Origin of the sequence: Clostridium sp. C1 (assembly GCF_018223625.1) — a bacterium.
Classification (GTDB): domain Bacteria; phylum Bacillota_I; class Bacilli_A; order Erysipelotrichales; family Coprobacillaceae; genus Allocoprobacillus.
This window is the reverse complement of the sequence record NZ_CP073631.1, coordinates 1,448,983-1,467,535: the sequence shown is the minus strand read 5'-3', so window position 1 is coordinate 1,467,535 and position 18,553 is coordinate 1,448,983. Positions and strand designations below refer to the sequence as shown.

General features: G+C 30.4%; 28 protein-coding genes. 20 read left to right on the top strand and 8 right to left on the bottom strand.

The window, feature by feature from the left end:
• Window positions 1-91: 91 nt before the first annotated feature.
• The 6 genes from KEC48_RS08025 to KEC48_RS08000 all read right to left on the bottom strand — a co-directional run bounded on the left by KEC48_RS08025 (window position 92) and on the right by KEC48_RS08000 (window position 3,807).
• Window positions 92-1,450, bottom strand: a complete 1,359-nt coding sequence (locus KEC48_RS08025) for a site-specific integrase (RefSeq protein ID WP_211965298.1) — start codon at window positions 1,448-1,450, stop codon at window positions 92-94.
• 105 nt (window positions 1,451-1,555) lie between these two features.
• Window positions 1,556-1,756 (bottom strand): helix-turn-helix domain-containing protein, encoded by a 201-nt coding sequence (locus KEC48_RS08020; RefSeq protein ID WP_211965294.1) that lies wholly within the window; start codon window positions 1,754-1,756, stop codon window positions 1,556-1,558.
• Complete coding sequence (locus KEC48_RS08015; protein ID WP_211965292.1) at window positions 1,737-2,132, bottom strand: type II toxin-antitoxin system PemK/MazF family toxin; 396 nt, start codon at window positions 2,130-2,132, stop codon at window positions 1,737-1,739. The genes KEC48_RS08020 and KEC48_RS08015 overlap by 20 nt, the downstream gene beginning before the upstream one ends.
• 475 nt (window positions 2,133-2,607) lie before the next feature.
• Window positions 2,608-3,021: a helix-turn-helix domain-containing protein gene (locus KEC48_RS08010; RefSeq protein ID WP_211965291.1), complete on the bottom strand. Its 414-nt coding sequence runs from the start codon at window positions 3,019-3,021 to the stop codon at window positions 2,608-2,610.
• Window positions 3,022-3,027: 6 nt separating this feature from the next.
• Window positions 3,028-3,390, bottom strand: coding sequence for a hypothetical protein (locus KEC48_RS08005; protein WP_211965290.1), 363 nt, complete (start codon window positions 3,388-3,390; stop codon window positions 3,028-3,030).
• 54 nt (window positions 3,391-3,444) lie between these two features.
• Complete coding sequence (locus KEC48_RS08000; RefSeq protein ID WP_211965289.1) at window positions 3,445-3,807, bottom strand: sigma-70 family RNA polymerase sigma factor; 363 nt, start codon at window positions 3,805-3,807, stop codon at window positions 3,445-3,447.
• Between the two features lie 695 nt (window positions 3,808-4,502).
• Between KEC48_RS08000 and KEC48_RS07995 the strand changes: the two genes are divergently transcribed.
• The 11 genes from KEC48_RS07995 (at window position 4,503) to KEC48_RS07945 (ending at window position 12,206) form a co-directional block, all read left to right on the top strand.
• Window positions 4,503-4,886 (top strand): GntR family transcriptional regulator, encoded by a 384-nt coding sequence (locus KEC48_RS07995; protein ID WP_211965288.1) that lies wholly within the window; start codon window positions 4,503-4,505, stop codon window positions 4,884-4,886.
• Entirely contained in the window at window positions 4,867-5,727 is an 861-nt protein-coding gene (locus KEC48_RS07990; protein WP_211965287.1) for an ABC transporter ATP-binding protein, read from the top strand. The genes KEC48_RS07995 and KEC48_RS07990 overlap by 20 nt, the downstream gene beginning before the upstream one ends.
• 1 nt (window position 5,728) lies before the next feature.
• Window positions 5,729-6,451, top strand: a complete 723-nt coding sequence (locus KEC48_RS07985) for a hypothetical protein (protein ID WP_211965286.1) — start codon at window positions 5,729-5,731, stop codon at window positions 6,449-6,451.
• 126 nt (window positions 6,452-6,577) lie between these two features.
• On the top strand, window positions 6,578-7,207 hold the full coding sequence (locus KEC48_RS07980) for a hypothetical protein (RefSeq protein WP_211965285.1): 630 nt from the start codon (window positions 6,578-6,580) through the stop codon (window positions 7,205-7,207).
• 479 nt (window positions 7,208-7,686) lie between these two features.
• Window positions 7,687-8,061, top strand: coding sequence for a GntR family transcriptional regulator (locus KEC48_RS07975; RefSeq protein ID WP_211965284.1), 375 nt, complete (start codon window positions 7,687-7,689; stop codon window positions 8,059-8,061).
• A gap of 4 nt (window positions 8,062-8,065) precedes the next feature.
• Window positions 8,066-8,920 carry an ABC transporter ATP-binding protein gene (locus tag KEC48_RS07970; RefSeq protein WP_211965282.1) on the top strand — a complete coding sequence of 285 codons (855 nt, stop codon included), beginning with the start codon at window positions 8,066-8,068 and terminating at the stop codon, window positions 8,918-8,920.
• Complete coding sequence (locus tag KEC48_RS07965) at window positions 8,921-9,523, top strand: ABC-2 transporter permease (protein WP_211965280.1); 603 nt, start codon at window positions 8,921-8,923, stop codon at window positions 9,521-9,523.
• 12 nt (window positions 9,524-9,535) lie between these two features.
• Entirely contained in the window at window positions 9,536-9,727 is a 192-nt protein-coding gene (locus KEC48_RS07960) for a DUF4177 domain-containing protein (RefSeq protein WP_211965278.1), read from the top strand.
• Between the two features lie 241 nt (window positions 9,728-9,968).
• Complete coding sequence (locus tag KEC48_RS07955; protein ID WP_211965276.1) at window positions 9,969-10,559, top strand: TetR/AcrR family transcriptional regulator; 591 nt, start codon at window positions 9,969-9,971, stop codon at window positions 10,557-10,559.
• Between the two features lie 20 nt (window positions 10,560-10,579).
• Window positions 10,580-11,008 (top strand): hypothetical protein, encoded by a 429-nt coding sequence (locus KEC48_RS07950; RefSeq protein ID WP_211965274.1) that lies wholly within the window; start codon window positions 10,580-10,582, stop codon window positions 11,006-11,008.
• Window positions 11,009-11,201: 193 nt separating this feature from the next.
• Window positions 11,202-12,206: a C45 family peptidase gene (locus tag KEC48_RS07945; RefSeq protein WP_211965272.1), complete on the top strand. Its 1,005-nt coding sequence runs from the start codon at window positions 11,202-11,204 to the stop codon at window positions 12,204-12,206.
• 47 nt (window positions 12,207-12,253) lie between these two features.
• Here KEC48_RS07945 and KEC48_RS07940 read toward each other — a convergent pair whose 3' ends face one another.
• Both KEC48_RS07940 and KEC48_RS07935 read right to left on the bottom strand, forming a co-directional pair.
• On the bottom strand, window positions 12,254-12,595 hold the full coding sequence (locus KEC48_RS07940) for a YolD-like family protein (protein ID WP_211965271.1): 342 nt from the start codon (window positions 12,593-12,595) through the stop codon (window positions 12,254-12,256).
• Window positions 12,588-13,841: a DNA repair protein gene (locus tag KEC48_RS07935; protein ID WP_211965269.1), complete on the bottom strand. Its 1,254-nt coding sequence runs from the start codon at window positions 13,839-13,841 to the stop codon at window positions 12,588-12,590. The genes KEC48_RS07940 and KEC48_RS07935 overlap by 8 nt, the downstream gene beginning before the upstream one ends.
• A 142-nt stretch (window positions 13,842-13,983) precedes the next feature.
• On the opposite strand from KEC48_RS07935, the gene KEC48_RS07930 reads away from it, so the two are divergent.
• The 9 genes from KEC48_RS07930 (at window position 13,984) to KEC48_RS07890 (ending at window position 18,483) form a co-directional block, all read left to right on the top strand.
• Window positions 13,984-14,574 (top strand): S24 family peptidase, encoded by a 591-nt coding sequence (locus tag KEC48_RS07930; RefSeq protein WP_211965268.1) that lies wholly within the window; start codon window positions 13,984-13,986, stop codon window positions 14,572-14,574.
• Window positions 14,575-14,674: 100 nt separating this feature from the next.
• Complete coding sequence (locus KEC48_RS07925; RefSeq protein WP_211965442.1) at window positions 14,675-15,133, top strand: VOC family protein; 459 nt, start codon at window positions 14,675-14,677, stop codon at window positions 15,131-15,133.
• A 25-nt stretch (window positions 15,134-15,158) separates the two neighbouring features.
• Window positions 15,159-15,593: a GNAT family N-acetyltransferase gene (locus tag KEC48_RS07920; RefSeq protein WP_211965267.1), complete on the top strand. Its 435-nt coding sequence runs from the start codon at window positions 15,159-15,161 to the stop codon at window positions 15,591-15,593.
• Window positions 15,594-15,616: 23 nt separating this feature from the next.
• Window positions 15,617-16,099, top strand: coding sequence for an ABC transporter permease (locus KEC48_RS07915; RefSeq protein WP_087297376.1), 483 nt, complete (start codon window positions 15,617-15,619; stop codon window positions 16,097-16,099).
• 64 nt (window positions 16,100-16,163) lie between these two features.
• The gene (locus KEC48_RS07910; RefSeq protein ID WP_211965266.1) at window positions 16,164-16,379 is read left to right on the top strand and encodes a DUF2700 domain-containing protein; all 216 of its coding nucleotides are present in this window, start codon (window positions 16,164-16,166) and stop codon (window positions 16,377-16,379) included.
• 41 nt (window positions 16,380-16,420) lie between these two features.
• Window positions 16,421-16,834, top strand: a complete 414-nt coding sequence (locus KEC48_RS07905) for a regulatory YrvL family protein (protein WP_211965265.1) — start codon at window positions 16,421-16,423, stop codon at window positions 16,832-16,834.
• Between the two features lie 55 nt (window positions 16,835-16,889).
• Window positions 16,890-17,429 carry a DUF1697 domain-containing protein gene (locus tag KEC48_RS07900; protein WP_211965264.1) on the top strand — a complete coding sequence of 180 codons (540 nt, stop codon included), beginning with the start codon at window positions 16,890-16,892 and terminating at the stop codon, window positions 17,427-17,429.
• A 314-nt stretch (window positions 17,430-17,743) separates the two neighbouring features.
• On the top strand, window positions 17,744-18,178 hold the full coding sequence (locus KEC48_RS07895) for a hypothetical protein (RefSeq protein ID WP_211965263.1): 435 nt from the start codon (window positions 17,744-17,746) through the stop codon (window positions 18,176-18,178).
• Between the two features lie 158 nt (window positions 18,179-18,336).
• Window positions 18,337-18,483: a helix-turn-helix transcriptional regulator gene (locus KEC48_RS07890; RefSeq protein ID WP_349291051.1), complete on the top strand. Its 147-nt coding sequence runs from the start codon at window positions 18,337-18,339 to the stop codon at window positions 18,481-18,483.
• Window positions 18,484-18,553 lie beyond the last annotated feature (70 nt).

The following is an 18,553-nucleotide window of genomic DNA, read 5'->3' as shown; positions in this document are numbered from 1 at the left end:
ACATTTCTGCAGAGTTCGTGCAGAAAATGTCCAACACGAACCTCTTTTTTATGCTTAAAATACATGATTTTGAAAAATAGATTTAATTTTTTTAAATATTTTTGTTTATACCCTGTAATGTGTTCATCATGATTTTTGCAGAGTCAATTTTCCTACTGTAATCAAAATGAGTATAGATGTTAGCTGTTGTTGTAATCGTAGAGTGTCCTAGCCAATGCTGGATATCTTTGAGATCAACTCCGTTGTTGTACAGCAATGTAGCACAGCTGTGGCGCAAGTCATGGAAACGAATAACCTTGAGGTTATTTCTTTTCAATACTTTTTGGTATGTCTGAGTTACATATCCTGGCTTGATTCTTTCACCCATTTCATCAACATAGATATAATCCATATATTTTCTTGAATAGGAAGTTTTGAACATTTTCATGTTTTTGCTTCTCTGATCAAGAAGTTTCAGCAATAGTTTTTCGAATGGTTCTACTAATGGAAGTGTACGAACACTTGATTTATTCTTTGTTCTATCTTTTTCTTTTCGTTTCATCTCACCTTTGAGGGTGTATTCTGTCACAGTATGTTTGATACTGATAGTTTTGTTTTCAAAATCAATAGCATCCCATTTAAGTCCTACTATTTCTGATCTGCGTAATCCATAGAAAGCTGCAACCAAAACTGCGAATTCAATTTTTGAGTCTTTTACAATTTCAAACAGTTCTTCAAGCTCATCTTTTTTATAAGTGTTTCCTTCATATTTTACAATTTTGGGTAATGCTACAAAATCAGCTGGATTCTTTTGAATAAGTTCCATTTCATAGGCATATTGCAAAGCTTTTCTTATATTGGAGTGTCTTCTTTTGACAGTCGCTGCTTTAACAGGACTGTATTTTTTCTTTCCAATTTTATAACCTTCGAGACATCTTGAATAATAAGTCTGTATGTCAATAGATGAAAGCTCTCCTAAAGTGACAAGAGTATTTTCGAAATAAGGAATAATTCTACATATAATGTTAGTATAATATGTGGCATAAGTATTTTCTTCAATCATGTATTTTTCAACATTCTCTAGCCAGTAGTACAGATAACTGGAAAATAGCATATCCTTATGAAGTTCATTAGCTACTGGTTTCTTATGTTCTGATCTATACTTTGTGTTTTCATTCCCATTTAGTGGTTTTACTTCCTCGACGGTTTCGGTACCATTGATTTGCTTTTTGATGAGTAGTTTTATTTTCTTCTTTTCCATTTCTAAAGCTTCTTCAGTTTGAGGAATCTCAAAACTGTTTCTTGCCATATTTAAGATATTTTCAGCTTTTCTTTTGTTTCCTCGGGCTTTAAGTCCTGTAGAAAATGAAATGTTTTTTCTTTTTCCATCTGTTTGAGTGTAACTTAGAATTATATGAAAATAATCTCTTTTAGTTCTAAGACAGGCGGCTGCTAATTCTTTTTCTTCCATATTTCCTCCTTCTCTCTATTTATTTCACGATTACAGAATAACACTTAAAGAAAATAAAAACGAATGTGCAAAATATAATTTTACACATTCGACAAATTCGAATAATTATTCTTTATTTGATTCTGCTTCAATAAAATCAATGATATTAGATTTAGGTATGTAGTATCTTCTGCCTATCTTCATATGTTTGATTTTATTTTCCTTGAGAAGTTTAGTTGCTACCTGAGTACACATACCACCTAGCATTTCTCTCATCTGTGTGACGTTGACAACATCTGGATAGTCATTAAACATTTTTCTTTCCATATTTACCTCTTCTTTTTCTTTTTATTTTTTGATTGAGTCCTAAACTGATAACGATCTTTTTATTTATGTGATACATAACATGATTAGGCACTTTACCAATATATTTTTGTAAACGTGACTGATCGATTGATCTTATCTGTTCTAGCATGACAAGTGATTTAGTTTTCACACCCGTATTTTCTGAAATTATATAATGAGTTGGTAATTGAGCTTTTTCAACTAATTTAGCACTTATGCATGCAACTATAGTAGTAGGACTGTATTTGTTTCCTCTATTGTTTTGAATAATTAGTACCGGTCTTGTAGAACCTTGCTCTGAACCAATGCAAGGATCTAAGTCGGCAAGGTATATTTCACCACGTTTGATTTTTCGCATTCTATCATCTCCTTGTATTTTATGTAAGAACTAGATAGCCGAAGCTATCTAGTATGGATCAGTTAGTTATACATCGTGTTTTCTATTTATCCCTGATAACCCGAAAACGTGGGAGTCCTATTGGACAAGATGTGGCTAATATCTTTCACAGAAATTTCATCTTCGTGTGGTATCTCACACAACTGCAGTGCAGGAGTATCATGATCCCTCATCCTATGTCATGGCTGAATGATTGCCAGTCATTTTTACACTGAGATATTTGTTCGCTCGCTAAGGTAAGAATACTATAATAAATATCTTTACTGTTTGCTTTATAGTTATTCTTCCATATTGGTCATGGCGTATCCAATGAATAGCTCATAGGATGGGAACGTATCCAATAGGTGTTATTCGGTTTTCAAAGAGCTATATATTTAGGAGTAATTAATTACCCCCTCACTATATATGCGTTTTGAGAAGCCATTTTTCGCCACTTTTATAAAACTTTTTTAATTTTTTTTATTTTTTTATATATCTGATGGGTTGTCAGACCGGTTATTTGGGATATCTCTTTGATGGAATAACCTTGTATCTTCAGCATGATGATCTGCAATATCTCTTCTTCAGAATTCTTCAGATGCTCATATAATGCTTCATTTTCAATATCATCTAACAAATCTTTAAATGACGAATACTGTTTTTTATCATAGATAGGACGATTCATAAAAAAGTTATCATCAAAGAGAAGATGTCTTGTTTTATATCTTCTCTCTGCCTTGAACTGTTCATAATCATATTTTCTAAGTTCTTCGATAAGATGCTGAGGAACATTAAGCTCCTTTAACAGTTCTTCTTCCTTTTCTTTCCAGGCATACCATTTCTTGTATTCGTTTTTATAGTCATAACTCATGGTTATTTACCTAGAAATCTTATTGATTTCATCAATCAGTGTAAAAAGGGGAGATATCTCTACTAAAGCTACACCATAGTAGTTGCAGAAATATTCATAATCATTGCATATTGATATATCAGATGAAATAACATTTTTTGAAATGACCAATACCTGATCTATTGAACTAGTCCTAATTTTCTGAATGATACTTGTTTCTTTGAATGCGTTATAATTTAGCTCCTTTCCTATAAAACGATAGATACCACACATCGTTACATTGGATAAATCAATGCTCTGCATGATTTGTTCTTCCTGATAAAGAAGAACCTCCTTTGCGAATGGTGATGGATTTGCTTTAACAAGCACAAGTACTTTTGTTTTTGCCATATCTAGATGGTCTCCTTTCTGAGAATATCCTTCTCAATCGGAGATATTTCAGTTTTATGGCTTTAACAGAATGTTTTTAAGAAAAAGTAATATTTTTTTCTTTCTCCAGTTCAATGTTTGTTGAGTTATATTTAATTTTCTTGCGACTGATGATTCGGTTTCTCCCTTAAAATATATTGAATAAATGATAAAGTACTGTTCCTTGTCTAATTGTTTCATCGCTTCTAATAGACTATGTATTGATTCTTTTTTATCAATTTGTTCGATATGGTAGTGATCCATATCTAAAATATGCTTATCTTTATCTATCGTTCGGTCTTCTTCATAAGTGGTATGTGCATAATCTTCTTTTCGTTTGTAAGATCTATATGTTCTCAGGTAATCCGCTTTGTAGACTCTATATACTTCTTTCGGCACTTCTATATATTCATTTCCTATTCTTACAAAATATTTCTTTTTATTATTATCAGTTCTTATTTCTTTAAAATCTCTTCATTTATAATCAAATATATTCATTTTGTTTCTCCTCTCTTTGAATTTGAATTCAAAGAGAGGAGGGAGGCGGTCGAGCATAAAAAAAGAAGAAATTAATAGAATAGTACGAAAACAATCTATCAATTTCTTCATAGTTAAAAGAGATATATTTATATACGTTAAATGAGTATCCAATACAACAGCACTGAATTACATGTAGATATGGAATTATAATAATACAATGTCGGCGACTAACCCGATATGCATAGACGCAGATAGTGAGCATCTGAATTCCCCCTCAACTTTGTGCAGTAAAGAAATTCAGCTCATGTCCGATGTCAATAACAGTATTCCCTTCTACGTTAATGGCTTTGATCAGATAAAGTTGTAAATTAATATAAGCAAAATACATTATAACCAATACTTTTTAATAATAAAATGTACTTTTAGCCCCTAAAATGTTATTTTTTACAATTTTTTCCATTATTCGCATTAATCTATTTAGTGAATTTATTATAAATAGTACTTTTATTTTTTCTGATTAAAGAAAATTATTGACAACCTTGTGATTATCATCTATATTATAGATGTAAGGTAGTTAGTTACTCTACTAACAAACTATAAAGGAGTGATGTTGGTTGAATATAAATACTAATATAGAAAAACCTATATTCATTCAGATTGCAGAGCAGTTAGAGGATTCAATATTCACAGGAATATATCCAGAGGAAACGAAAATTCCATCAACAAATGAAATTTCTGCGTTGTTGAATATCAATCCACATACTGTTTTGAAAGGAATGAATTTACTTGTTGATGATGAAATCATTTATAAGAAAAGAGGTTTAGGAATGTTTGTAAAAGAAGGAGCAGTGGAAAAAATCCGACAAAAAAGACAGGGTCAATTTTACGATCAGTTCATAGCAACACTGATAGAAGAAGCGAACAAACTGAATATGTCTAAAGATGAAATAATTAAACTCATAGAAAGGGGTTATGACAATGAAAGCAATTCAAATTAAGAATGTTACAAAACAGTATAAAGATGTTATCGCACTCGATAATGTTTCCTTTTCATTTGAACACGGAAAAATCTACGGATTTTTAGGAAGAAATGGAGCTGGAAAATCTACACTAATCAATATTATTGCCAATCGTATCTTTGCTGATAGTGGAGAAGTTCTTATTGATGATATTCCAGCAAAAGAAAACATGAAAGTTCATGATAAGATCTTCTGCATGAGTGAAGCGGATTTGTATGAAACAAATTTAAAAATCAGAGATTTATTTAAATGGATCGATCGCTTTTATGATGATTTTGATAAGGAAAAGGCTATGGAAATAGCAAACAAATTTAATCTTAATATTAATAAGAAATTCAAGGCATTATCAAAAGGATATCAGTCTATCTTCAAATTAACAGTTGCTTTATCTTTGAATGTTCCTTATATTATTTTTGATGAACCGGTTCTTGGTTTGGATGCGAATCATAGAGAATTGTTTTATGACTTGTTATTAAAAGACTATGAAAATAGCGAGAGAACTATCATTATAGCGACACATCTTATTGAAGAAGTAGCTAATATCATTGAGGAAGTCGTATTAATTGATAAAGGAAAGGTACTTCTTCAAGATAATGTAAGTTCGTTATTGGAAACAGGATTTAGTGTATCAGGACTTGCACACGAAGTAGATGCTTATTGTGCTGATAAAAATGTTATCGGATACGATGAATTAGGTAACCTTAAAATTGCATATGTATTAGGTGAAAAAACTCCTCTTCCTAAAACAGGTAATTTATCACTATCTGTCATGAATTTACAAAAACTGTTTGTCAAATTGACCGAGAAAGGAGACCAATAATATGAAAACTCTTAAATCTATTATTCAATACGAATGTATGACATCATTTAAGTATATCTGGATCTTCTATGCTATACAGTATGCTATCGTTGGATTAATAACAATTACTATCGGATTGGTAATGGGAACTTTTGAAGATGTAGGCACTAATTGTTTAGAGTTAAATACATTGGTTTATATTAGTATATTAGGAGTTCTAGGATTTAAGGAAGACTTTAAAATGCTGATTCAAAATGGATTCACTCGTAAATATATATATATTGCAACTATTGCAATGTTCTGCTTTATATCTGGAACAATGGCATTCGTTGATACAGTAGTAGGAAATATGATGCATTTAATCAATAGTAATTATTCGTCATTATATGGAGGTTTGTATGGTTATGATAACCTGTTTATGAATTGGTTATGGCTATTTCTTCTTTATGTAGTACTTTGCAGTTTACTTTATCTGATTATTCTTGTAATCAACAGAGTGGGAAAGAATGTATCAATATATTTAGGTCTTGCTTTTGGTGGAGTGATCCTATTAATTATTGCATTATTCCGATATGTATTCTCTGCTGAATTGGTTAGGGATATTGTGGAATTTTTGATGCAAGCAATGGGCTTTATGACTGATGGAACAATTAATTATATATTCCCTGCTCTAACATTATTTGTAATTGTAGCAATATTAGGAATTGGTTCTTATGCAGTTATTCGTCGTACAGAATTAAAATAATTTAGAACATTATAATAATTCTATTGTATTTTATTGAAAACCTTGTTGATGATAAGGGGATAGTAACAATGAAAAAAGAATTAACAGTAGAAAAAAAGACTAGATACAGATATTTGGATCATAGCGTTGACAACATTAGCAGGATTTATCTTATATATGTCATTAAGTAAATATCTTAACGACTTTATTAATAACGATGAAATTCATATTTTACTTCGTACTATAGTAACTGGATTAATGCAGTTTTCAATTGCAGGTCTAGGGAGTTCAATCGTATGTATAATTCGTAAAGATACATTTGCAAAAATGGGACTCAGGAAAAAGGGCGCACTAAAAGCTATCATCGGATCTGTACTGTTCTTTATACCATATGTCATTTATCTACTTATTTCCAGACAGTTTGATGGATATATGCCACTTTCTGTTTTAATAACTTATAATATACTTGCAAGCAATATTGTTTGTAAAGCATTAGGATTAATTATGGTTGGAACTTTTTGGGGATTTTTTGAAGGATTTAATTATTATATTGTCAGTAGAGTAATCAATCAAAGATATCCTAGCACAATTAATCTTGGAGCGGTAATATGTGCATTTATCTGTATCTTATTTCATCCATTTAGTACATCATTCTTGGGGATACTTGAAATGATTGTAACTTTCATATTTATCTATGGTATGGTAAGTTGTGCAGATAAAAATAAAAATGCTTGGGGCTGTGTCTTCGCATTCATATTTCTATGGAACGCTTTTTAAGATAATATGGTTTAAAAATAAAATTAAAAGTCATGACTGTTGTACACAATTCATTTTGTGGAGTTCAGATCATGATTTTTTATTATAATATTAAAGATGAGTTGAATATAAGGCAACTATTCTAATTGTAGAAGATGATAAATATATAAATGAAGCAATTAGCGAGCATATGAGTGTTCTAGGACATGATATACTAACAGCTTTTGATGAAGGAAAAATGGTTAGAGGTATTTAGTAATTCTTTAAGCCTTACCTTGCAAAGGAAAAAATAGACGAGTTCAATGAGAATGAAGGTATCTCAATCGAATATATGAATTAAGAAAGGTGCACTTTGATGTGCATCTTTTTTAATACTTAGTGTTGTTAGAGAAATGTAATTTTTTAAATTTGTTTAAAAATACTTATTGACAAGTGTATATCGCAGTATTATACTGTACTTGTAGAGGTAATACAGTATAATACAAAAGGATGGTGATCGAATGGAAATATTAATAAATAATCATGCGAGTGTTCCTATCTATGAACAGATATCTTCACAAATAAAAGCACTGATCATTTGCGGAGATCTGAAAGCTGGCGAAGCACTTCCTTCTATTCGAGGACTTGCAAAATCATTGCATATTAGTGTTTTAACCGTACAGAAAGCATATGATTCTCTTCAAGCAGATGGTTTTATTGAAACAACCGCTGGAAAAGGATGTTTTGTATCTGCACAAAACCAGGATTTCTATTTAGAGGAGCAACAAAAAAGGATTGAAGAGCATTTCACAGAAGCTATAGAAATAGCAAAAGTCAGTGGAATAAAACTTGATAAACTACAGTCTTTATTATCTTTGTTATATGAGGAGGATTAAGATTATGGAGAAATTAGCGTTAAAACTTGATGGTGTTACAAAACATTATAAAGACTTTACTTTAGACAACATTTCTTTTAGCGTTCCTGAGGGGAGCATAGTAGGATTGATTGGTGAAAATGGAGCAGGAAAAAGTACAACCATTAATTCTATATTAGGTTTGACTAAAAAAGATAGTGGAACGATTACAATGCTAGGAAGTTCCAATATTGATGAAGTCTCTAAAGATGAAATCGGTGTTGTGTTTGACGGAAACAACTATCCGGATGTCCTCAATCCAAAACAGCTTGGAAAAGTGTTTGCAAATATCTATAGTACATGGGATATGAACACATATGAAAAAATGCTAACAAAATTCAAATTGCCAATGAACAAAAAGATCAAGAATTTCTCTAAAGGAATGAAGATGAAATATTCCATATCTGTTGCTTTTTCACATCATTCAAAACTATTGATCCTTGATGAAGCGACAAGTGGTTTAGATCCTATCATTAGAGATGAAATATTAGACATGCTATTAGACTTTATCCAGGATGAAGAACATTCTGTTTTGGTTTCATCTCATATCACAAGCGATTTAGAAAAAATAGCTGATTATATTGTATTCATTCATGAAGGTAAGATCATTTTCTCAAAACCAAAAGATGAACTGTTAGAAAAATATGGCATTATTAAATGCGGTGCAGCTCAATTTGATGCATTGGACAAGGAAGAAGTTATTGCCTATAGAAAACAGGATTATGAATGGCAGGTATTGGTAGCTGACAGACAGAAAGCAGAAAAGAAATATCCAAAAGCTATGGTCATACCTGCAAATATTGATGAAATCATGCTGATGTATGTAAAGGGGGCGAACTAGATGAAAGGTTTATTATTAAAAGATTATTACATTATCAAAAGCAGTTTGCTTATCTTAGCAGTCGTATTTGTTATTATTGGAGCAAGCTTATCTTATCTTTCAACACCATGGGTGTTAACCGTATTAGCAACAGTATTATTGGGAATGATCGTTGCAACTACGATTACTATGGATAAGACATCAGGCTGGATCAAAACAGTCCTAACGACTAAGATTTCCAGAGGAGCATATGCTGACAGTAAATACATTTCTTATTTAGGATTAAGTTTAATCGGATTAGTATTTGGAATCATCTTTGGATATATCGCTTCAACTGTTGTTGGCAAAAACAACGATGGAGCAATGGTATTTGTATGTGTCAGTGTCGCAATGGCATTGCTTGCAGGCGGAATCATTCTACCATTCTATTTCCTTGCTGATGAAACAAAAAGTATTCTAGGTTCAATTATTGCTTATCCTGTTTCTGCCGGTGTGTTCATTGGTTTGTTCTTTCTTTTAGGAAATCACTTATCAACATATGTGATCATTTTGGTTGTATCACTGGCTGCTTTCATTGTATCTTGGGTTCTTACTAAAAAGGTATTGTTAGTAAAAGATTTATAGGGAGGAAATCATATGAAACAGTATGAATATGTAGAATTAAAATATGAAGCTAAAGATGTATTATTTTTCATGACTTCTGATTATAAGAAAATCATCAATGAATATGCAGAAAAAGGATATTCCTATGTAGGATACATTCCAAAGCTAATTGATGCGAAAGGATGCTTAAGAAAAATTGATTTGATATTTGAAAAAGAGAATTAGGCATTATTTAACTGTACCTGGTAAAAAAGGTACAGTTTTTTCAATATTGGTTTCAAGTAGATATCGCATAATTTTAGCCGAAAATAAGATAATATAGCACATCCTTAATATGGGGTTATGCTTAATATAAACAATGATAATTTTGAAAAATGAACGCATTTTAATTTATGATTTTTTATGATGATTATCTATTGTATTATGATTGCCCTTGCCATATTCTATAAATATGGAGGAGATAAAAATGCAAACAAAAAAAGAAGATATAGAACAGAGGATTATCGAAGTAGCAACAGATGAATTCATGAAAAAAGGATACGAGAACACTTCAATGAGAGTCATTGCATATAAAGCAAATACTAGCCTCGGAAATATATATCATTATTTTAAAAACAAGGAACTCTTATTACAAACAATTATTATGCCAACATTAGAAAATATTGAATATATGATGGATCAGCATATAAACAATAGTAAAGATAATATGCTAACGAAAGATGAAGCAATGGCGTATGCAGATTATCTAGAAGAATTATTTGAACAAAGTGAGTTAAGGTGTTTTCTTGATAAAAAAGTCGTCATCATTTTGAATTTAGAAAGTTCTTCTTTGCTAGAGAGAAAAGAAAAACTATTAAAAAAATTACAAGAACATATACAGCTACATTTTCATATGCAAGAAAATGGGCATTATTCAAAATTGATAATAGATGTATTAGCAGATTGTTTAAGACATGTTCTAATAGAATATGAGGATATTGAACAAGCGAAGATAGAATTTATTAATGTATTCAAATTATTCAGTACAGGAATAATAGGTCAAATGAAGTGTCAGTAATCCAAAAGGAGCATAAGGTTATGGCAAAAAAGAGGATGCTAAAAATCAGCAGATACTATTTAATGTTTATGCTAGTTGCATGTACTGGTGCAAGTATATGGCAATTATATTTACCACAAATAGGAGAAGCATTTACAGATTGGGGCATGTCTGTTGGCTGGCAACGTGAAATTTCGTTATGGAATATAGCGATTATTGTTTCAATTGTAATTGCTTTAAGAAGCAATAATACAGAAATGATAAAAATATTAGTTATACAATCAGTAATACTCTGCTGGTTACTTGGAATCAATCATCTTATTTCGTTGTTAATGAATTTCACTTTTAAATATTTGATTCACATATTAGGAATATTTGAAGTAATGCTAGTAGGGGGTGTATGGGGAACATATATTTTGTTTAAATATTTCATTCAACAAAAAGGTATCTTAATTGAACATATGAATTAAAACTGTGCCTAGTAAAAGGTGCAGTTTTTTTGAAACATACTTGTTTATTTTTTTGCATATATCGTAGACTAAATAATGGGTTTAAATATCTATATTTCAATATAAATTTTAATTCATTGACATAAAATTTTTATTCAATTAAGATTGAAATTGAGGAAGATCTTGCTCGAAATAAACGAGGAGGAAAAATAAAATGTATCATGGAAAATTCAAAGGTAGTCACTATGATTGTGGTTTTCGTTGGGGAACTTTATTAAGAAAAAATAATAAAATTATTGCGAATCAGCATACATTTGTTATCAGTGAAGAAAGAAAGGTGTATACTCAAAAATGTATACCTATTTATGAAAAATATTATCCAGAAATTCTAGATGAAATAAAAGGGATTGCTGATGGACAGCAAACGTCATATGAAGATATGCTCACTTTTTTATTGAGTATGTACTGTTTTGAATTCAATAATAAATGTACGTGTATGGCAATCAGTGATAAAAATCAAATTATCTTAGGAAGAAACAGTGATTTTTTAGTTGAATTAGAGAAACTTTATATGAACTGTTTGTATAATTTAGATAATTGCTACTCATTTAATGGAAATACGACAGCGTTTGTTGAAATGGAAGATGGTATCAATGAATACGGCTTAGCAGTAGGAATGACTTTTATTTATCCACAGAATATCATGCTGGGAATGAATGCAGGAATGATTGTTCGTTATATTTTAGAAAAATGTCAAACATTACAGGAAGCTATTCAATTTATAAAGTCAGTTCCCATTGCTTCTAATCAAACAATAACAATAGCAGATGTTTTAGGAAATATTGCGATAGTAGAATGTAATAGTCAAAATGTTGAGGTCATTTATCCTTTGGATAATGAAAGTTTCGTTGCTACAGCTAATAACTTTAATTCTTTACCAATGAAAAAGTATAATGAACATAATATTGATGACTGGAATTCATCATTAAGAAATCAAATTGCTCATCAGTCATTAAAAAATAACGATTTATCAATGGAACTTATTTTTAATATATTATCTGGAAAGCATGGATTTATGTGTCAGTATGATAGAAGGAAAGGTGCAGATACTGTATGGTCCGTAGTCTATGATGTTAAAAATAAAAAAATATATAGAGTTGAAGGTAATCCGTCAAGAAAACCTTATAAGGAGGATCATCGCTTTAAATTTTCATATTAATGTCTGTTTTCAAGCAAATTATAAAAGGCACTGAAATAAAGTGCCTTTTATAATTGATCTTCTAGATTATCATTTCCTCTGATATCTACAATTGATTTCAGATTGATTTTTGATTTAACTATCTGTAAGACCTTTGTATCTAGATTAATCTTGATAACTCTTCCCTCTAGTTGAACGTATTGTCCCTTGTCATAGTAAATAACTGTAATTATCATGCCAGGACGAACGCAATGAATTTTTCGATCAAGAATATCAAGGTCATCTTCGCTTAATATTTTTTTTGGCACAACAATTCTTTCCTGTTCCCTTAATATTTCTCGAAATCCTTTAAGGGCATCGAACGATTGGAAGATATGAGCTCTTTTTATATTGTTTTTTTCATTATGCATTATGTCCACCAACCAGACCATTTCTTTTTCTTGCAGTAGCTTTCTCTAAGTAGTTCATACCTTTAAGAACTGAATTCTTACCGAATTTTGCTTTAATTTCTACAAGAGCTTCCTGTACTCTTTTCTCTTTTTCAATATCCTCTATATCTGTAAATAGATCGTATTGTTCATATGCTTCATTGATAACATTCCCAAAACTGATGACAATTTGTCTTATTGGATAATTGGGATTGACAACACGTTTATATAATCGTTTGAATTCTTCCAGTAGGAGTCTATATGAATTTGTTGTAACGGTGATTTTGCAACTTCCTCTTGAAGGTGAGATTACATTTTTTGAGTAACCAATAAATAGACTGATGTGATTAGTAACTAGGTGTTTTTCTGTTAGGGATAATACATTTGTTTCTACCATTTCTTTCATAATAAGGTAAGCGTCTTTATAATTATAATCTTCAAAAAGAATTTGACTATTGGATATTGAATTTGCTTTTGGCTTGTAAGCTTTGATGTCAGATATTTCTACTGGTTCTCTTCCCCAGGCATGATCAATCAAATATTCAGCGTTAACTCCAAAGAGTTTGTATAATATTTTTTCAGGATAATGAGCAATTCCATACATATCGTTAATTCCTAGCATTGCTAAACGATTTGAAGTTCCTGGACCAACCATCCAAAAATCCGTAAGTGGTGTATGATGCCATAGTAGTTGTTTATAAAGATCTTCGTCTAGATAACCCATATTATCTTTAGAGTGTTTTGCAGTGATATCCAATGCAATCTTGGCTAAAAATAAATTCGTTCCAATACCGCAGGTTGCAGTTATACCTGTTGTATTATAGATATCATCAATGATCATTTTTGCTATCTGTTTTGGATTCATGCAATATAACGATAAATAAGGTGTTATATCTAAAAATGATTCATCGATTGAATATACATGGATATCGTTACTTGAAATATACTTTAAAAATATTTTATAAATCTTAGCAGAATATTCCATATACAGTTTCATTCTTGGCGGGGCAATGATATATTCGATATTTTTTGGAATTTCAAATATTCTTCCACGGCTAGGTACTCCTAATCGTTTAATAGCAGGTGTAGCTGCTAAAGTAATAGCACCACCACCTCGAGTAGGATCAGCAACGACCAGATTAATTTTAAATGGATCTAAATCTCTCTCCACACATTCTACGGAGGCGTAGAAGGACTTAAGATCAATGCATAAATAAATTTTACTCATTTGTATCACTCCTTTGTGAGTTCATATTATATCTATTATGATTTCTAAAACAATATAGATTTGGGAATTTCTTATTTAATTTATCATTAAAGTTATCAAAATCCATTTATTTCTGATATTATTGTAATGTGGAGTGATGTATATGATTTTAAAAGAATTATTAGTTCAATATGAGATACAGAATAATTTAAGTCATGCAGAAGTAGCAGAAGAAGTAGGAGTGTCTTTATCTACATATTATCGTTGGATAAGTGGAGAAAGCACAAAATTAAAGAAAACAACAATTCAAAAATTATCTAAAGTCTTAGATTGTGATATTGAAGAAGTCATCGAAGAAACAAATCGAATCAAACCTATTTTAGGAAATGTAAAAGCGGGCTACGATCTTTGGGCTGAGCAGGATATTGAGGGATATATAGAGCTAGGGCAAGCTGATGCTCAAAAAGGAGATTATTTTTTGCGTGTAGTTGGTGATTCCATGGAAGGTGCACACATTTATGATGGAGATTTGGTTTATGTGCAAAGCTGCAGTACAGTTGAATCTGGAAGAATCGCAGTAGTGATGATTGGCGATGAAGCAACTATAAAAAAGGTTTATTTTAAAAATGAGCTTATGATTTTAGAAGCAGCTAATCCTAAATATGAATCAAAATTCTTCACAATGCAGGAAGTTGAAGAAATACCGGTTAAAGTAATAGGATTAGTTCGTTTTGTTAGAACTGATTTTGTTTAGAAGAAAAACATAAGCATGAATATAGTTAATTATTGTAAAACATTTTTTATAATGGGATAATAATTATATCAAGTACATGCTATTAAAGGAGGAAATGAAAATGAAATTAAAGAATCCAATGTTGGTAGTCACTGATATAGATAAATCAGTTGAGTTTTATAAAAAGGTCTTTGGACTTCATGTTATTATGGATTTTGGAGCAAATAAAACTTTAACTGGTGGTTTGGCTTTACAGACAGTTGAAACATATAAAGAATTTATCAGTAAAAGTGAAATTTCCTTTGGAGGTAATAATTTTGAAATTTATTTTGAAGAAGATAATTTTGATAAGTTTATTGATAAATTAAAGGAATGCGACATTGAATATGTACATCCTGTTACAGAACATTCATGGGGACAACGTGTAGTTCGATTCTATGATCCAGATAAGCATGTTATCGAAGTTGGAGAAAACCTAAAAGTTGTATGCAAGCGTTTCTTAAATAGTGGAATGACACCAGAACAAGTAGCAGAACGCATGAATGTACCTATGAAATTTGTAAATGCTTGTTTGAGATAAACGAAAATCAGAGGGAGTGAATTGTATGGAAATCAAAAAAATAGATCAAGCTCAAATGGATAATGCTATTGATCTTATTTGGACAACATTTTTACAGTTTGAAGCACCGGATTATTCTGATGAAGGTATTCAGTCATTTAAAGATTTTATTGAAAACAAAGAGATAATTAATACTTTGGAATTCTGGGGAGCATATGACAATCAGAAGTTAAAAGGAGTTATTGCCACAAATGAAAATCGAAAACATATTTGTTGTTTCTTTGTTGAGGCTCAATATCAAAGACAAGGTATTGGTAGAAAGTTGTGGGAATATCTTCTAGAAAATAGTCAAAAAGAAGTCATAACAGTTAACTCTTCCCCATATGCAGTTCCTGTTTATCATAAATTGGGATTTGTAGACACGAATACTGAGCAATTATCTGATGGTATGAGATATACACCTATGAAATATCAGCGTTAAATTGGAATTTGGAGTGAAACAGAATGATTATAATAATCGAAACCGTAATTTTATGTATCGCGTTTTTTCTAATATGTTTTTGGGGAACAGGTACAGATAACAAAAATTTAAAAAGCTATTCATCTTATCCAGATGAAGTGCAAAATCGAATAAAGAGTATTGCAGAATATCAAGGAAAATTTAAGGAAAGCAATAAAGTGGTTACATTTATATCCAATTTTCTGTTATTTCTGTTCGTACTATTTATATTAGGGTTGTTTATCAAAGAAAATGGCTTCACACATAATTTTCTTTGTTTATGTATTATAGGACAGGGATTGAATATCTTTGACTTATTTATTGTAGACCTTTTATGGTGGCGGAATACAAAGCGTGTTCGTTTAAGAAAAATACCAGAAAAGGAATTGTATCAAAATCCGAAAAAGCATATAGAAGCGTTTATCAGAGCCTTTATTATGTATTTGCTAATTGCTCTGATAGACGGATATATATTGACACTTTTATAGGAATAGATATAAGTAAATCCTAAGTTGTAGAGCAAAAAATGAAATTTGAAAGTGGGAAAATATTATGAAAAATAAAAAAGTTAATCAGCAAGAAATTAAAGATGAAACAAAAACATATATGTTAGAGGGAATGTCAATAGGAATGTGTATTGGAACATCATTAGGAGTGATTATAGGAGTGCTTACTGATAATATTCCTGTCTGTATATGTTTTGGAATAAGTATAGGCTTATGTATTGGTTTAGGAATAGGAGCTTTAATCAAAAAAAACAAATCTTAAGTTATTGTTTCAAGTAAGTTTAAGGAGAGGTGTGAAAATATTTGAAAAAGTTTTGGATTGATAATAAAGAAAAAATTATAACATCCATAATCTGTGGAACGATTTTTATAGGAATGCTATCAATTATTGCATTAGTAAGTGGTACTGTAATGAAGTTGTTTGGATTTCAATATGAGTCTATTGGTAGTATTATACTATTTTTCATAATAGCAACAATAATGTCGTTCCCGTTAAATTTGATAGCCGGTGCATTACCAAAAGCGCTATATGAACTTGAAAGAATAAGTAAGCTAGATGCACTTATCTTGTATTTAACTTTAGATACTATTGCAACCAGTTTCGGATTAAAAATAGTAGATTATTATATGTCATCTGTTTCAGCTACAACTCTTTCTATCGTTGTTATTTCGTTTTTATTAGCGTTACCAGGCAGAGATGATTTCAAGGATAAGTAAGATAAATCCTAAATGTGTAGTTATATATTATATAATCTTAAGGAGATTGCAGAAAATGAAAAGATATATAGCATTTTTAAGAGGAATTAATATAAGTGGAAAAAATAAAGTCCCAATGGTGGAGTTAAAAAATGGCTTTGAAAATCTTAAATTTATAGAAGTAAAAACATATCTTAATAGTGGCAATGTTATTTTTTCAAGTGCTGATGAGGATATAATGAAATTAACAAGCATGATTGAAAAAATGATAAAAGAACACTTTGATTTAGACATACCAGTTTTTGTTCTATTAAGAGAACAGCTAGAAGAAATATTAAACAATGCACCTGAATGGTGGGGGGATAAAAATAAAGAAATCTATGATAATCTAATCTTTATCATACCTCCAGCAAGATTTGCAGATGTATATGACGAGATTGGTGAACCTAACAAAGAATTAGAAAGGATACAGGAATATAAGAATGTGATATTCTGGTCTTTTAGTCGTAAAGATTATCAAAAAACAAATTGGTGGGCTAAGACAGCAAGTGCAGATATTAGTTCTAAGTTAACGATAAGAACAGCGAACACAGTTAAAAAAATAGTTAAGATGTAGTTAATTTTAAAATCTAAATTAATTGTGATGTTGTATATTAAGAATTAGAATTAAGGAGATGATAGCATGTTTAAATCTAACATTATATTAGTGATAATTGGATTGATTATAATTTTATTTGCCATATTTTCCCCATATATTATAACAAGTGTTCATAGTGTGACATGGAGAATTATAATCGGTTTATTGGGATGCTTTTCACTTATCTCTGGCATATATAAAATGGTTGTCAAAAGATAAATATATTAAATTCTATAATAGTATCTTGTTTAATATATTATAGTTTAATAACAAGTACGCTTTGGAGGTTGAAAATGAAAAAGATAATATTAGCTTGGGAGCCTTGGTTTTTTATCGCATTTGGTCTGTTTCATATGCATAGGATATGGGGATTAATTGATAGAAACTCCTATGCTTCTTTTTGGATAGGTATATTAGAAAATAAAGGATTGTTTTATTTTATATTATCAGGAATACTAATTATTCTTTGTATATTAGGAATAATTACATTCTTCCGTAATTTACATAATAACTACTGGTGGAGATGGATTTATTTATTTGGTGGTTCATATTTACTATTTGATTTATTTGCTATTGCAACTGGTTTAGAATTTTGGAATAAACTTCTATTATGGATGTTTGACGTGAATTCAATATATTGGAATTTTATATGGTCATTCTTTATTCTACTAGGAGCTTTTGTATTTGTGTTAGGTATTAACTTATTGATTCAAAGAAAAAAAGTTTAATGATTTTATAATAAACATCATTTTATTATAATTTAGGAATTTATTCTTTATCTAATCTAGACAACTATGTCGGATTGAAAAATATGACATTTTCTCACTTTATGTCGTGTAAATATACATACTGTTAGCTTAATCTGTTGATAGAGGAGGTATAGTGAATGGATCAGAAAAAAATAGGTCAGTTTTTGAAAACACTGCGTAAAGAAAAAAATATAACTCAGGAAGTGTTAGCAGAAACACTAAATGTATCTAGTAGAACAGTATCCAGATGGGAAACCGGTGTTTCCCAAACAAAAAGATATTAAGAAACAGCCCATGTTTACCTGCTTGCAAACAAAAGAATATTGCTACTAGACTAAGAGATACTACATAAGT

What these genes read in the sequence shown, in the direction of transcription:
- KEC48_RS08025 (WP_211965298.1), bottom strand. Translation starts at nt 1,450, where the DNA reads ATGGAAGAAAAAGAATTAGCAGCCGCCTGTCTTAGAACTAAAAGAGAT.
- KEC48_RS08020 (WP_211965294.1), bottom strand. Translation starts at nt 1,756, where the DNA reads ATGGAAAGAAAAATGTTTAATGACTATCCAGATGTTGTCAACGTCACA.
- KEC48_RS08015 (WP_211965292.1), bottom strand. Translation starts at nt 2,132, where the DNA reads ATGCGAAAAATCAAACGTGGTGAAATATACCTTGCCGACTTAGATCCT.
- KEC48_RS08010 (WP_211965291.1), bottom strand. Translation starts at nt 3,021, where the DNA reads ATGAGTTATGACTATAAAAACGAATACAAGAAATGGTATGCCTGGAAA.
- KEC48_RS08005 (WP_211965290.1), bottom strand. Translation starts at nt 3,390, where the DNA reads ATGGCAAAAACAAAAGTACTTGTGCTTGTTAAAGCAAATCCATCACCA.
- KEC48_RS07990 (WP_211965287.1), top strand. Translation starts at nt 4,867, where the DNA reads ATGAAAGCAATTCAAATTAAGAATGTTACAAAACAGTATAAAGATGTT.
- KEC48_RS07985 (WP_211965286.1), top strand. Translation starts at nt 5,729, where the DNA reads ATGAAAACTCTTAAATCTATTATTCAATACGAATGTATGACATCATTT.
- KEC48_RS07975 (WP_211965284.1), top strand. Translation starts at nt 7,687, where the DNA reads ATGGAAATATTAATAAATAATCATGCGAGTGTTCCTATCTATGAACAG.
- KEC48_RS07970 (WP_211965282.1), top strand. Translation starts at nt 8,066, where the DNA reads ATGGAGAAATTAGCGTTAAAACTTGATGGTGTTACAAAACATTATAAA.
- KEC48_RS07965 (WP_211965280.1), top strand. Translation starts at nt 8,921, where the DNA reads ATGAAAGGTTTATTATTAAAAGATTATTACATTATCAAAAGCAGTTTG.
- KEC48_RS07960 (WP_211965278.1), top strand. Translation starts at nt 9,536, where the DNA reads ATGAAACAGTATGAATATGTAGAATTAAAATATGAAGCTAAAGATGTA.
- KEC48_RS07955 (WP_211965276.1), top strand. Translation starts at nt 9,969, where the DNA reads ATGCAAACAAAAAAAGAAGATATAGAACAGAGGATTATCGAAGTAGCA.
- KEC48_RS07950 (WP_211965274.1), top strand. Translation starts at nt 10,580, where the DNA reads ATGGCAAAAAAGAGGATGCTAAAAATCAGCAGATACTATTTAATGTTT.
- KEC48_RS07945 (WP_211965272.1), top strand. Translation starts at nt 11,202, where the DNA reads ATGTATCATGGAAAATTCAAAGGTAGTCACTATGATTGTGGTTTTCGT.
- KEC48_RS07940 (WP_211965271.1), bottom strand. Translation starts at nt 12,595, where the DNA reads ATGCATAATGAAAAAAACAATATAAAAAGAGCTCATATCTTCCAATCG.
- KEC48_RS07935 (WP_211965269.1), bottom strand. Translation starts at nt 13,841, where the DNA reads ATGAGTAAAATTTATTTATGCATTGATCTTAAGTCCTTCTACGCCTCC.
- KEC48_RS07930 (WP_211965268.1), top strand. Translation starts at nt 13,984, where the DNA reads ATGATTTTAAAAGAATTATTAGTTCAATATGAGATACAGAATAATTTA.
- KEC48_RS07925 (WP_211965442.1), top strand. Translation starts at nt 14,675, where the DNA reads ATGAAATTAAAGAATCCAATGTTGGTAGTCACTGATATAGATAAATCA.
- KEC48_RS07920 (WP_211965267.1), top strand. Translation starts at nt 15,159, where the DNA reads ATGGAAATCAAAAAAATAGATCAAGCTCAAATGGATAATGCTATTGAT.
- KEC48_RS07915 (WP_087297376.1), top strand. Translation starts at nt 15,617, where the DNA reads ATGATTATAATAATCGAAACCGTAATTTTATGTATCGCGTTTTTTCTA.
- KEC48_RS07910 (WP_211965266.1), top strand. Translation starts at nt 16,164, where the DNA reads ATGAAAAATAAAAAAGTTAATCAGCAAGAAATTAAAGATGAAACAAAA.
- KEC48_RS07900 (WP_211965264.1), top strand. Translation starts at nt 16,890, where the DNA reads ATGAAAAGATATATAGCATTTTTAAGAGGAATTAATATAAGTGGAAAA.
- KEC48_RS07895 (WP_211965263.1), top strand. Translation starts at nt 17,744, where the DNA reads ATGAAAAAGATAATATTAGCTTGGGAGCCTTGGTTTTTTATCGCATTT.
- KEC48_RS07890 (WP_349291051.1), top strand. Translation starts at nt 18,337, where the DNA reads ATGGATCAGAAAAAAATAGGTCAGTTTTTGAAAACACTGCGTAAAGAA.